Origin of the sequence: Sphingomonas sp., assembly GCF_965200105.1 — a bacterium.
Classification (GTDB): Bacteria; Pseudomonadota; Alphaproteobacteria; order Sphingomonadales; family Sphingomonadaceae; genus Solisphingomonas.
Map to the genome: position 1 here is coordinate 249,454 of NZ_CBDATN010000002.1, position 12,869 is coordinate 262,322.

Here is a 12,869-nt window from a genome sequence, read left to right on the forward strand (position 1 = left end):
GCGCGATCAGGCGTCCGGCAGCGTGAAGACCAGCCGGGCGCCGACATCGCTGTCCTCGACGACGACGTCGCCGGCCATCGCGCGGGCGAGCCGGCGCGAGATATAGAGGCCGAGTCCGGAGCCGGGTTCGGCCGCGCCCAGTCGCTCGAACTTGTCGAAGACGCGCTCGCGGTCGCCGGCTGGAATTCCCCGCCCCTGGTCGCGTACGATGGCTGCCACGACGCCGTCACGCTGCTCGACCGAGACGCCGACGCGCGAGCCCTCGGGGCCGAAACGCACCGCGTTGCCGATCAGGTTGACGAGCACCTGGAGCGCGCGGCGAAAATCGCCCGTGGCGGGAAGCGTGGCGTCCTCGTCGGGACGCTCGATCAGGATCGCCCGATCATCGGCGCGCACCGAGAGCAGGCCGGCCGCGCGCCGCGCGAGATCCGCCATATCCACCGGCTCGGCCTCCACGTCGGGCACCTCGCGCTCGACCGTCTCTAGGTCGACGAGGTCGCCCACCAGGCCGAGCAGGTGGCGCCCGGCGTCGGCGATATCGCCGGCGTAGGCGCCATAGTCGACGCGGATCGGCCCGTCGGCTTGCTCGCGCATCGCCTCCGCCGAAGCGACGATGCGCTGGAGCGGAGCACGCAACGCCGCGTCGAAGCGGTGCGCGAAGCCTGGTCCGGCCGCCTGGTCGGACGCGGACGCCTCGTCCTCCAGCGCGAAGCCGCCGCCTCGAAAGCCGCGCACGCGGCCGGAAGCGTCGACGATCGGCGCGGCCGCCAGCCGAAACCGCGTGCCGGTGGCGCGGACAGTGACACGCTGATCCTCGAAGCCGCGCCCGTCGGCGAGCGCGACGAGCAGCGGTACGCCGCCGTCGTCGCTCTCATCGAGCGACAGCAGCCTCGTCAGTGCGTCGCCCGAGGCGGCGCCGATCGCGAGCGCCGCGCTGCCCTCCCGGGAGATGGCGGTCAGCCGCAGCGCGACATCCGCTTCCCACGTCCAGTCGGCCTCCGCGCGCAGCCGGTCCCAGCCGGCGGCTTGGCTCTCGTCGGGCAACGGAGGCGCGGGAGCCCGGCGCGACCAGCCGGCGATGACGAGCGCGACCCCCTGCTCCTCCGGACGCGCGCGCACCCAGAGATCGACATCCTCCTCACCATCGCCGGCAAGCACGGCGCGCGCGACCGGCATGTCGAGCCGACGCACCAGCCGCGCCAGCGCCGCGAGTTGCGGCACCGCGAGCGGGCCGCCCGGCTCGCCGCCCGCCCGCTCATGCAGGCCGGCGAGCGCCTCGTCGGCCTGGGCAAGGCGTCCGTCGCCATCGACGAGCCCGCGTACCGATCCGCCGAAGGCGATCATGGCCGCGCCGCCAGCGCCGCCAACGCGTCGCGATAGTGCGGCTCCAGCCGGGTCCGCCGGACCTCGGCTCGCGCGCGATCCTCGGGCAGCCGCTCGAACGCCTCGATCAGCTCGGCCGCGGCGAGCGCCGGATCCGACTCGTCGGCGCGCACGAGCGCGACCGTCAGGATCATGGCCGCCGCGATCTCGCGCGACAAAGCGCAGGCGCGCAGCAGCACCGCGAGCCGAGCCGCGTCGCCGATTGTCGCGCGTACGGCCTCGATGGCGACGCCGGCACGCACCGCCAGCATCGCCGCGAGCAGCGACACGCGGCCGGCGGCGAGCGCTCCGGCGATGTGGTCGTCGTCCAGTGCATCGTCTTCCAGGAGGCGTCTTGCGAGGCGCAGCGTCGCGGCGGTGATACCGGCCCTGTCATCGATCGCGGCAAGCGTGCGCGAGACGGCAGCTGCCGCTCCACGATGCATTGCGTCCTCGGCCCCGGCACGCGCGTCGCCGAGCCGCGCGAGGCCGAGATCCGCCAGACAGGCGGCGACGTGCCAGAACAGCGCGTGACGATCCTCGGCAGCCAGATCGTGAAGCGGCAGCAGCGGATCTCCGACGCGGTCGAGCCGGGCAGCCTCCGCTTGGCGCACTGCGTGAGCCTCGTCGGCGAGGCTCGGGTCGGCGGGATCGGGTCCCTCAGCTTCGGTGTCGCTCACGGCGGCCCTCGCCAACGCCGCGGCCAGGCGGTGCTCGTCGGCCCGCGCGAGCGCTGCGGCCGCAAGACCCGATCGCGCGACCAAGCCCGCCTCGGCGAGGCGCCTCGGCACCTCGTCGACGCCCGCACCGTCGAGCATCGGCTCGGCCGCGCGAAGCAGGGTGGAGACTTCGCCGATCACCGCATCGGCGATCAGCGAGGCGCGGGCGCGCGCCTCGTCGTCGAGACGACCCGCGGCGCGCAGGCCGATCTCCGCGTCGGCGGCGCGGTGGCGGGCGGCGGCCGACATCTCGGCCTCGACGGCAGCCGCGATCAGGGCTGCGCCAGGCATGGGTTCCAGGGATGCGCGCGAAGCGGACATGCCTGCTTCCTAGCCGATCGTGATTAACGCCCCGCTAAACTTCCGCCGGGGCGGCGGGCGGCGTAACCTTCCGCGAGAAACGATGCTGGATCGCCGCGAAAGAGGACGCCGCGTAGACCAGCACGGCGGCGGGCGCCGAGGCGGTGAAGCCCAGCGCGACGGCGGCAGCGAACAGCAGCACCAGCGCGTCCGCATCGGCTACGCCTGCCGGTGCGGCCCGCCCCACGAGCCGCGTCATCAGGCCGGTCTCGCGACGCGCCGCTACCATCACTAAGATGGTGGAGGCGACGAGGACCAGCGGCACGACACCTGCGTCGTCGTAGCTGCGCGCGGCCCAGATCAACGCGGTAAGCGCGATCGCGCCTTCACGCAGCAGGCCGAGCCGATCGCGCGGCCGAGCCCGGCCCAACCGTATCGCATCGAGCAGCCGACCCGCCCCCTCCAGCAGCGCGCCCAGGACGAGCAGCGCGAGCGCCGCCGCCAGCCAGTGGGCCCAGAGGATTGGAGACGCCGCCAGCGTCACGCCGAGCGCGGCGATGCGCAGCCAGGGCCCCTCGACCGGCCGATCGAGCAACGCGCCAATCGCGATCCGTGCCGCCGGCATGTAGAGGAAGCGCATCGGCCACGCCTCGCCGCGGCGATCGGGAGCGAGCACGCTGGCAGTGGCGGCGCGTGCGCCGGCGCGGCTGCGCACAAGCGCGGTCGGTTCGGCGGGAGCGAGATCGGCACCGTCCGCGACGTCGAGGCGTCGTGCCCCGCTGCCTGCGGCGCGTCGGAGCAGCGTCGAGTGCAGGTCCCAGTCGCCGAGCTGCGCTACGGTGCGACGGAGCATGTCGCCGCCGACCAGTGCCACGCCGGTCCAGCGCGTCGCCGAATCGATGCGCTCGAACGTACCCGCCGGCCCATCCTCACCGATCGTCAGCAGCACGGGTGCCGGCAGGGCGGCGAGCCGGCGCACGCAGCCGGCGGGCGGCAGCGCACCGTCGGCGAGGATCAGCACGCGCTCGTCTGGGTGGAATCGATCGGCGCCGTCGTGTGCGCTCCTGGCGACATCGACCTCTATGCCATCACGGCGCAGCCGGTCGATCGCGGCGGTAAGCGGCGGCGGCAGCCGCTCGACCAGGATGACGATGTGGGTCGCGCCGGCAGTCGCGGCGAGCCGCACCTGCCGCTCGACGAGCGTGCGCCCGCCGACCGGCAGCGTCGCGATCGGCACCGCATCGTCGTCGGCCTCGCGCACCGCCGCGATCAGCGCGCCGAGCACGCCACGCCCCCTGCCCCCTCGCCATCCATGCCCCGCGATAGCCGTCGTCCACACGCGACGCCAGCGGCGCGTGAGACGTGCGTCCCGTCGCATCGCGCCTTCCCAGCGGCGCTCCCGATGATACAATCCGAGCCCATGGAGCGGGGGACGTATTGGACGGGCCGGAGCGTGGGCCAGGAGCCCGAGGCCGGCGATGAGTCGACTCCGATTGCTGGCGAGGCGCAGAGCACGCCGACGACCGATGACGGTGTGGAAACGGCCGCGATCGACCGGGAGGACGGAAGCCGCTCCGCGATTATCGAGCGCGTCGTGCTCGGCCTGATGGCTGGCGCCGCGCTCGCGTGGATCGTGGCGGTGGCGATCGTCGGCGCCGGCATGGTGCGCGAAGGCGTCGGCGCGGCGGCGCTGCTGCGTGGAATGGCACTGGCCAGCGCCCCGCTCGCGCTCCTCGCCGCGTTGCTGGTCCTCTGGCGGCGCAGCGGGTCTCGCGAGGCCGGTCGCTACGCCGATGCCGCGCGCGTCGTGCGGCGGGAAACTCTGGCACTCGACGCGGTGCTGGGGCTTGCCTCGCGCCGGCTTGCGGAGGATCGCGAGGCGGTGGCGGCGGAGGCGGACCGGCTGGTGGCGCTCGCCGACGAGACGTCGGCGCGGCTGCGCGAGGCGACGGGTAGCCTCTCCCGCGAGATTGCCGCGCTTGCCGCGACCGGGCGCGGGCTCGACGAAGCGGCGGGCACCGCGCGCGTCGACATGGGCGTGCTGCTCGCCGATCTGCCGGTGGCGGAGGCGCAGGTCCGTGCGCTCGCCGAACAGGTTCGCGATACCGGACTGGCCGCGCACGAGCAGGCGAGCGGCTTCCAGGCGGCGCTGTCGGGCCTCGCCGCCCGCGCCAAGGAGGCGGAGGACGCCAATGCCGGCGCCGCCAACCGGCTGGCGGCGCAGGTCTCGCGCGTGGCGAGCGCCAGCGACGCGGCGGCACGCGGCATCGGCGAGGCCGAGGGCCGCATGGGCGCCGGCATCGACGGTCTACTCGCGCGCGCGGCGCAGGCGGTGGAGCGCACCCACGCCGGGATCGTCGCGCAGGGCGAGGCGATCGACGCGATGATCGCGCGCGCCTCGGCCGGAGCGGATACCGCCGCCAGCCGCGCCGCCGACGTGATCGGCGGCCGCGTCTCCGCTTTGGCGGCCGAGATCGAAGCGCTCGGCGCTCTCCTCACGCAGAGCGACGGCGCGGGCATAGCCACAGTCGAACGCATCCGTCACGCGCTCGCCGCCGTCGAGACGCGCTTCGCGGCGCTCGACGAGACCGGTCGCGCACGAACCGAACGGCTCAGCGAGGGGCTGGGCCAGCTCTGGGCGCATGCGGAGAAGACGATGGCGGCGCTGAACGGCGGCGGCACAGCGGCGACGACGCTCATCAACCGCACCGAGACGCTGCACGCTGGCGTACGCGCCTGCCTCTCCGACCTCGACGCCACGTTGCCGCAGGCGTTCGACATGCTCGACGAGCGGATCGCGGCGACTACGCCCGGCGTCGGCCGGTTAGGCGACACCGTCGCGCAGGCGGCCGACGCGATCGTCCGCGCCAGCGACCGGAGCGACGCGATCGCGGCGCTAGGCGAGCGCCTCACCGCCGCTCGAGCCGGAGCGGAGGCGCTGGATGCGACGATCGCGCAGGTCGATGCACAGGCGACGAAGCTGGCGGAAGGCACGACGGCGCAACTTGTCGAGGCGCTCGTGCGCGTCCGCGAGACCGGCATGCAGGCGGCCGAACGGGCCCGCGACGCGCTGGCCGCGATCGTACCCGACAGTCGCCGCGCGATCGAGACGGCGGTCGGCGAGGCGATCGAGGCGCAAGTGGTGCGCGTCTCAGCGGCGGGCGAGCGCGCCGCCGCGCAGAGCCGCGACGCCGCCGATCGCATCGAGCGCGACCTCGCGCGAGTCGCCGACGCCGGCGCGGCGGCGGAGGCGCGGATCGTCGAGGTACGCGCCTCGCTAGACGCCGCCGACCGCGACACCCTCTCGCAGCGGAGCGCCGAACTCGTCGAGGTGCTCAACTCCACCGCGATCGATGTCGCACGCCTGCTGGCGGCCGATCCCGGCGACACCGCCTGGGCGGCCTATCTGAAGGGCGACCGCGGCGCCTTCACGCGACGCGCTGTGCGACTGCTCGATGCTGGCGAGGCGAAGACGGTGGCGGCGCGCTACGGCGAGGACGAGGCGTTCCGCGCGCAAGTCAACCGTTACGTCCACGATTTCGAAGCGCTGCTGCGCCCGATCCTGGCCTTGCGCGAGGGGTCGGTGCTGGCGGTCGTGCTGCTGTCGTCTGAGATGGGCAAGCTCTACGTGGCGCTCGCGCAGGCGATCGAAAGGTTGCGCGCCTGAGCGATCCCGCGAGGCCCTTCACGATCCGCCAGGACGATCTCGCGAGCGAGCAGACGCGCGCGCTGCTGGCGCTCCACCTTGCCGGGATGCGCGAGAACTCGCCGCCGGGTTCGGTCTTCGCACTCGAACTCTCGGGCACGGCGGAGGTGAAGTCGATGTGCACGCACCCGGATTTCGCGTGACAGGGCGCCGGGATCCTAGACCAGATCATCGGCGAGGCCCTAGCGCGAGGCGCACGCCGGCTGAGCCTACAGACCGGCAGCGGCGCCGCGTTCGAGCCTGCGCTGGCCACGTACCTGAAGCGCGCCTTCGTCGCCGGCCCCGTTTTCTCTAACTACGTCGCGAGCGGATTCAACCGGTTCCTGCACCTGACGCTGTAGGCGCTCTCGTCAGCCCGGCAGACGGTTCACCGCGTCGGCGGGCAGGCTGACATCGATCCAGCCCATCTTGTAGCTGAAGTAGAAGATCCCGAAGAGCACGCCCGCGCACAGCGACGTCCGCCACACGATCGGCCAGGGGCGGAAGACGTGCGGTGCGCTGTCCGCCTGCCCCGGCACGCGCTCGCCGCCCGCCTCGCCGGTGGTGCGCATGCCGATCGGCAGCATCGCGAACAGCGACAGGAACCAGAACAGCAGGTAGATGGCGAGAATCGAGAACCAGCGCACGGGCGGACGCCTAGACCTCGATCATCAGCACATCGACAACGGGCTTCTTGCCCGTCCACGCGGTGGCGCGGCGGCGCACCGCCAGCCGCACCGCCTCGCGGCGACGTTGCCGGTCCTTCGGCGCATCGGCGAGCGCGTCGAGCGCCGCCTCGGCCGCATCCTCAATGAAGTCGGCGCGGTCCTCCTCGACGGGAAGACCCTGTATGCCGATTTCGGGCCGGCCCCGCGCCTTGCCGGCGCGATCCACCGCCACCGCCACCGAAACGAGCCCGTCCATCGACAGCCTGCGCCGCTCGTTGATCGTCGTGCCGTCGGATGCGAGGATGACGTCGCCGTCGAGCACCAGCCGTCCGGCACGCTCGTGCCCGATGGTGGCGGGGCCGTTCGGTGCCAGCCGTACCACCTCGCCGTTCACCTGGACGAGCGAGGCCGGCACACCCAGCGTTGCGGCAAAGCGCGCATGTTCTGCGAGGTGCCGACGCTCGCCGTGGACCGGAACGACGATCTCGGGCTTCAGCCAACCGTAGAGCCGCTCGATATCGGGTCGGCCCGGATGCCCGGAGACGTGGATATGCGCCTGCCGCTCCGTCACCATCCGGATGTCGCGGCGGGCGAGCGCGTTCTGGACGATGCCGATCGCCTCCTCGTTGCCGGGGATCTGCTTGGAGGAGAACAGCACCGTGTCGCCGGCCGAGAGCTGGATGCGGTGATTGCCGTGCGCGATGCGGGCGAGCGAGGCGCGCGGCTCCCCCTGCCCGCCCGTCGCGACGATCATCAGCTCGGACGGCGGCACGCGATTGGCGGCGTCGAAGTCGATCGTCGGCGGGAAGTCCTTGAGATAACCCACCGACTTGGCGATCTTCGTGATACGGTCGAGCGAACGTCCGGCGATGCAAAGCTGTCGCCCGGTCGCCATAGCCACCTGCCCCAGCGTCTGCAACCGCGCGACGTTGGAGGCGAAGGTGGTGACGAGCACGCGGCCCCGCGCCTCGCCGACGAAACGCTCGAGGTCGGCGCGCACGCTCGCCTCCGATCCCGCCGTCTCGGTATTGAAGACGTTGGTCGAGTCGCCGAGCAGCGCGAGAACGCCCGCGTCGCCGATCGCCTTCAGCGCGTCGGCGGCGACGGGCGCGCCGATCACCGGCGTCTCGTCCAGCTTCCAGTCCCCGGTGTGGAAGATGTTGCCGTGCCGCGTGGCGATCAGCAACGCGTTCGCCTCTGGGATCGAGTGCGAGAGCGGCACCCAGCGGATGCGGAACGGCCCGAGCTCTCGCTCCTCGTCCGTCCCGACGATGCGGACGGGCACGCGATCCGCCAGCCCCTCCTCGTCGAGCTTGGCGCGGATCAGCCCGGCGGTGAACGCGGTGGCGTAGATCGGACAGCCGAGCTCCAGCGCAAGATAGGGGATCGCGCCGATATGGTCCTCGTGCCCGTGCGTCACGACCAGGCCGACGAGATCGGCGCGCCGCTCCTCAATGAAGGCAAGATCGGGCAGCACCACGTCGATGCCCGGATAGGCGGGATCGGCGAAGCTGACGCCGAGATCGACCATCAGCCATTTTCCGTCGAGCCCGTAGAGGCTGGCGTTCATGCCGATCTCCCCCGATCCGCCGAGCGACAGGTACAGGAGAGCGTCGGTGGGCAGGCTCATTCGGTATCCTTGATGAGGCGGCGGTGCATCAGCGCCAGTCCGGTGATGGTGAGATCGGGCTCGATGCGGTCGAACGCCGATGTATGCCGGTCGAACAGCGTGGCAAGCCCGCCGGTGGCGACCACGGAGACGGGGCGCCCGATCTCCGCCTTGATGCGCTGGGTCATGCCTTCAACCATCGCAACATAGCCCCAGAAGATGCCTATCGCCATCTGGTCTTCAGTCGTGCGGCCGATCACCTGGGAGCCGGCGGGCGCGGCGATCGCGACGCGCGGCAGCCGCGCCGCAGCGGCGACCAGCGCGTCGAGCGACAGGTTGATGCCCGGCGCGATCGCCCCACCTTTATAGGCGCCATCATAATCGACGACGTCGAAAGTAGTGGCGGTGCCGAAGTCGATCACCAGCAGGTCGCCCGGGACGGCGGCGTGCGCGGCGATGGCGTTGACCGCGCGATCGGCGCCGACGCTGCCCGGCTCCTCGACATCGAGGCGGATGCCCCAGCCGAGCGGCGCCTGCCCCGCTACGAGCGCGGCGACCCCGAAATATTTGCTCGCCAGCACCTCCAGATTGTGCAGCGCGCGGGGCACTACGGTGCAGACGATCACGGCGTCGATGACGCGCCGATCCAGCCCTTCGAGCTGGAGGAGCTGATGCAGCCACACCGCATATTCGTCCGCCGTGCGGCGCGGATCCGTGGCGATGCGCCAGCGCGCGCGGATCGCCGGCCGCTCGCCGGACTGGTCGACCAGCGCGAAGACGATGTTGGTGTTGCCGGCGTCGACGGCGAGCAGCATGTCAGCTCCGGTGGACGAGGATGTCGGCGGCGTGGATGACATGCGCGCGCCCGTCCGCCAAGCGCAGCCTGAGCGCGCCCGCCTCGTCGAGCCCGTCGAACAGCCCGGTGATCGGCACGCCGTCTGGCGGTGTCGCGGTGATCGCCGTCCCGATCGGGTGCGCGCGGTCCCGCCACTCGACGATGATGGCGTCGAGCCCCGCGCCGCGCCACTCTCCGAGGCGGCGCTCGAATGCTTCCGCTAGCGCGTCGAGGACGGTGGCGGGTTCGGGCGCGGCGCCCGCGAGCGCGGCGATGCTCGTGGCCGGGCGATCGGCAAGCTCCGGTGCGTGCGCCAGGTTGGCTCCGATGCCGACGATCACGGCGTCCTCGCGCCGTTCGAGCAGCGTGCCGGCGAGCTTGGCTTCGCCGGCCAGCACGTCGTTGGGCCACTTGATCGTCAGCGGCGCGGGCGAGAAGAGGTCAAGCGCCTCGTGCATCGCTACCCCCGACACCAACGCCAGCGACGGCGCGGGGGGATCGCCGCGTCGCAACCGAACGAGCGTGCTCGCGTGAAGATTACCGAGCCGGGAAATCCACTGCCGTCCCAGCCGCCCCCGCCCCGCGTTCTGGACGTCGGCGCGGAGCCACAGCCCCTCGCCCGCCCCGTCCCGCGCTGCCGTGGCGACGTCGTCGTTGGTCGAGCCCGTCTCCGCGACGTGGAGCAGCCGCCTCAGAACAGCGAGGCCGCCGCCGCCTGGCTCGCGATCCCGAGCGGCGCGATCGCGAGGTAGCCGAGCGGCGATACCAGGATCGCGGCGATCGCGATCAGCACCGCCTCTACAGTCGACCGCGTGGCCCCGAACACCGCGACCGGTTCGTCGAAGTAGATCGTCTTGACGATCTTCAGGTAGTAGAAGCAGCCGATCACCGACGTCGCGATGCCGATCATGGCGAGCGGCCACATGCCCTGTTCGACGAGCGCGTCGAACACCAGGAACTTGGGCCAGAAGCCGAACAGCGGCGGGATACCGGCGAGGCTGAACATGAAGATCGCGAACGCGGCGGCAAGGCCGGGCCGGGTCCGCGACAGGCCTGAGAGCGCCGCGATGTCCTCGGTCGAACGCCCATCCGTGTCGCGCATCTGGAGCACGCAAAGCAGCGAGCCCAGCGTCATGACGACGTAGACGACCATGTAGCTGAGCGTCGCCGCCGCCCCCGTCGCGGTGCCGGCGACGAGGCCGAACAACGCGAAGCCGACATTGTTGATCGAGGAGTAGGCGAGCAACCGCTTGATGTTGGTCTGGCCGATCGCCGCCACGCCGCCGAGAATCGTGGAGGCGAGCGCGCAGAAGGCGACGATCTGCCGCCACTCCGCCGTCGCCGGCCCCATCGCGCCTTCCGCCACACGGATCAGCAGCGCCATCGCCGCCACCTTGGGCGCGGAGGCGAAGAACGCGGTGACCGGGGTCGGCGAGCCCTCGTAGACGTCGGGCGTCCACATGTGGAACGGCACCGCCGCGATCTTGAACGCGATGCCGGCGAGCACGAACACCAGCCCGAACAGCAGCCCTATGCCGATCCCGTGGCGCAGGGCAGCGGCGATACCCGCGAAGCTCGTCGTCCCCGAGAAGCCGTAGAGCAGCGACACCCCGTAGAGCAGGATGCCGGAGGCGAGCGCGCCCAGCACGAAATATTTGAGGCCCGCTTCCGCCGAACGCTGATCGCGGCGCAGGAAGCTCGCCAGCACGTAGGCGGCGAGGCTCTGGAGTTCGAGCCCGACATAGAGGGTGAGGAGGTCCGCCGCCGAGACCATCGTACCCATGCCCACCGCCGAAAGCAGCAGCAGCACCGGGAACTCGGCGCGCATCGGCGCCCCGGGGTTCCCGAGGGCGTCGCGTTCGAAATAGGCGGGCGCGATCATCAGGATCACGGCGGTGGAGGCATAGATCAGCAGCTTGGCGAACACCGAGAAGCTGTCCGCGACGTAGAGCCCGCCATAGCCGAGGCCGGCCGCGCTCGAGAAGAGGCACGCCGCCGCCGCCACCAGCGCCGCGACCGACACGATCGATATCGCGCGCGAGGCGCGGTCGCCTGCCCAAGCGGCGACCAGCATCAGCAGGATGGCGACGGCCCCGAGGACGATCTCGGGAAGAGCGATCATCGCGCCCACGTCACTCTCCTCCCGTCCGCGCGGGCAAGTGCCCACGCGTCGGCTGCGCGTCGGATGGCGGTGCGGCATGCTGCAACCGGCTCAGCACGAAGCCGACGTCGCCGCGCATCGGCGCGAGGAAGCTCTCCGGGTACACGCCCATCCAGATCGTCGCGGCGGCGAGCGGCACCAGCGTCATATATTCGCGCATCGTCATGTCCGGCATCGCGGCGGCGTCGGCGTTGCGCTGCGGCCCGAAGGCGATGCGGCGGTAGAGATAGAGCATGTAGGCCGCCGACGTGATGATCCCGGTGACGGCCACGAACGCCGCCCAGGACGACGCGCGATAAGTGCCCATCATCGACAGGAACTCGCCCACGAAGTTGGAAAGCCCCGGCAGGCCGATTGAGGCCATGGTGAAGAACAGGAACAGGGCCGCGTAGCCCGGCATGTTGTTGGCGACGGCGCCGTAGCGCGCGATCTCGCGGGTATGCAGCCGATCGTAGACGACGCCCACGCACAGGAAGAGCGCGCCCGAGACGAGGCCGTGGCCCAGCATCACCATCATCGCGCCCTCGATCCCCTGCCGGTCGAAGGCGAACAGGCCGAAGGTGACGAGCGCCATGTGCGCGACCGACGAGTAGGCGATCAGCTTCTTCATGTCCGTCTGCACCAGCGCCACCAGCGAGGTGTAGACGGTGGCGATCATGGACAAAGCGAAGATCAGCCACAGGAACTCGGCGCTCGCTGCCGGGAACATCGGCAGCGAGAAGCGAATAAAACCATATCCACCCATCTTGAGCAGCACGCCGGCGAGGATAACCGAGCCCGCGGTCGGCGCCTCGACATGCGCGTCGGGAAGCCAGGTGTGCACCGGCCACATCGGCATCTTGACGGCGAACGACGCGAAGAACGCCAGCCACAGCCACGTCTGCGCGGTCGCCGGGAAGTCCGCCGCCATCAGGCGCGGAATGCTGGTCGTTCCGGCGGTACGTGCCATGTAGAGCATGGCGATCAGCATCAGCACCGAGCCGAGCAGCGTATAGAGGAAGAATTTGTAGCTGGCGTAGATCCGTCGCGCGCCGCCCCAAATACCGATGATGAGGTACATCGGAATGAGGTTGCCCTCGAAGAAGACGTAGAAGAGAAACAGATCCTGCGCCGCGAAGACGCCGACCATCAGCGTCTCCATCAGCAGGAACGCCGCCATATACTCCGGCACGCGCTTGGCGATCGACGTCCACGAAGCGAGGATGCAGATCGGCATGAGCAGCGCGGTGAGCGCGATCAGCGTCAGCGCGATGCCGTCGATGCCGAGCGCGTAGGCAAAGCGGCCGAAGATCGGCGCATATTCGGTGAACTGCCACTGCGGCCCGCCGCGCTCGAAGCCGATCCACAGCACCACCGCGAGCGCGAGGTCGATCAGCGTGGCGGCGAGCGCCACCACGCGCGCGCGGTCGGCTCGCGCCGCGTCCTCGCCCGGGGCGAACAGGCAGGCGAGCGCCGCGAGAAGCGGCACCGCGAGCATGATGGAGAGGAAGGGGAAGCCCGCTTGCATGATCTAGATCTTGGTTCCGGCGG

10 protein-coding genes are annotated in these 12,869 nt (G+C 71.3%); 1 reads left to right on the forward strand and 9 read right to left on the reverse strand.

What is annotated here, in order from left to right:
• Positions 1-6: 6 nt before the first annotated feature.
• The 3 genes from ACOFKX_RS02330 to ACOFKX_RS02340 form a co-directional block, all read right to left on the reverse strand.
• A complete protein-coding gene (locus tag ACOFKX_RS02330) occupies positions 7-1,344 on the reverse strand; it encodes a sensor histidine kinase (protein ID WP_419825489.1) in 1,338 nt (445 codons plus the stop codon).
• Complete coding sequence (locus ACOFKX_RS02335) at positions 1,341-2,372, reverse strand: DUF2336 domain-containing protein (RefSeq protein ID WP_419825490.1); 1,032 nt, start codon at positions 2,370-2,372, stop codon at positions 1,341-1,343. The genes ACOFKX_RS02330 and ACOFKX_RS02335 overlap by 4 nt, the downstream gene beginning before the upstream one ends.
• A gap of 64 nt (positions 2,373-2,436) precedes the next feature.
• On the reverse strand, positions 2,437-3,666 hold the full coding sequence (locus ACOFKX_RS02340; protein ID WP_419825491.1) for a hypothetical protein: 1,230 nt from the start codon (positions 3,664-3,666) through the stop codon (positions 2,437-2,439).
• Positions 3,667-3,834: 168 nt separating this feature from the next.
• Between ACOFKX_RS02340 and ACOFKX_RS02345 the strand changes: the two genes are divergently transcribed.
• A complete protein-coding gene (locus tag ACOFKX_RS02345; RefSeq protein WP_419825492.1) occupies positions 3,835-6,048 on the forward strand; it encodes a hypothetical protein in 2,214 nt (737 codons plus the stop codon).
• 389 nt (positions 6,049-6,437) lie between these two features.
• Here the strand turns inward: ACOFKX_RS02345 and ACOFKX_RS02350 are convergent, their stop codons facing one another.
• The 6 genes from ACOFKX_RS02350 to ACOFKX_RS02375 are packed head-to-tail and all read right to left on the reverse strand — an operon-like array spanning position 6,438 to position 12,846.
• Positions 6,438-6,713 carry a DUF1467 family protein gene (locus ACOFKX_RS02350; protein ID WP_419825493.1) on the reverse strand — a complete coding sequence of 92 codons (276 nt, stop codon included), beginning with the start codon at positions 6,711-6,713 and terminating at the stop codon, positions 6,438-6,440.
• Between the two features lie 10 nt (positions 6,714-6,723).
• On the reverse strand, positions 6,724-8,364 hold the full coding sequence (locus ACOFKX_RS02355; protein WP_419825494.1) for a ribonuclease J: 1,641 nt from the start codon (positions 8,362-8,364) through the stop codon (positions 6,724-6,726).
• Complete coding sequence (locus tag ACOFKX_RS02360; protein ID WP_419825495.1) at positions 8,361-9,158, reverse strand: type III pantothenate kinase; 798 nt, start codon at positions 9,156-9,158, stop codon at positions 8,361-8,363. The genes ACOFKX_RS02355 and ACOFKX_RS02360 overlap by 4 nt, the downstream gene beginning before the upstream one ends.
• A gap of 1 nt (position 9,159) precedes the next feature.
• Complete coding sequence (locus ACOFKX_RS02365; protein WP_419827321.1) at positions 9,160-9,942, reverse strand: biotin--[acetyl-CoA-carboxylase] ligase; 783 nt, start codon at positions 9,940-9,942, stop codon at positions 9,160-9,162.
• Positions 9,870-11,300: an NADH-quinone oxidoreductase subunit NuoN gene (gene nuoN / locus ACOFKX_RS02370; protein ID WP_419827322.1), complete on the reverse strand. Its 1,431-nt coding sequence runs from the start codon at positions 11,298-11,300 to the stop codon at positions 9,870-9,872. The genes ACOFKX_RS02365 and nuoN overlap by 73 nt, the downstream gene beginning before the upstream one ends.
• Before the next feature lie 10 nt (positions 11,301-11,310).
• Entirely contained in the window at positions 11,311-12,846 is a 1,536-nt protein-coding gene (locus ACOFKX_RS02375; RefSeq protein WP_419825496.1) for an NADH-quinone oxidoreductase subunit M, read from the reverse strand.
• Positions 12,847-12,869: the final 23 nt, after the last annotated feature.

Coding starts and splice junctions, on each gene's coding strand:
- ACOFKX_RS02355 (WP_419825494.1), bottom strand. CDS start 8,364: ATGAGCCTGCCCACCGACGCTCTCCTGTACCTGTCGCTCGGCGGATCG.
- ACOFKX_RS02375 (WP_419825496.1), bottom strand. CDS start 12,846: ATGCAAGCGGGCTTCCCCTTCCTCTCCATCATGCTCGCGGTGCCGCTT.
- ACOFKX_RS02330 (WP_419825489.1), bottom strand. CDS start 1,344: ATGATCGCCTTCGGCGGATCGGTACGCGGGCTCGTCGATGGCGACGGA.
- nuoN (WP_419827322.1), bottom strand. CDS start 11,300: ATGATCGCTCTTCCCGAGATCGTCCTCGGGGCCGTCGCCATCCTGCTG.
- ACOFKX_RS02335 (WP_419825490.1), bottom strand. CDS start 2,372: ATGCCTGGCGCAGCCCTGATCGCGGCTGCCGTCGAGGCCGAGATGTCG.
- ACOFKX_RS02360 (WP_419825495.1), bottom strand. CDS start 9,158: ATGCTGCTCGCCGTCGACGCCGGCAACACCAACATCGTCTTCGCGCTG.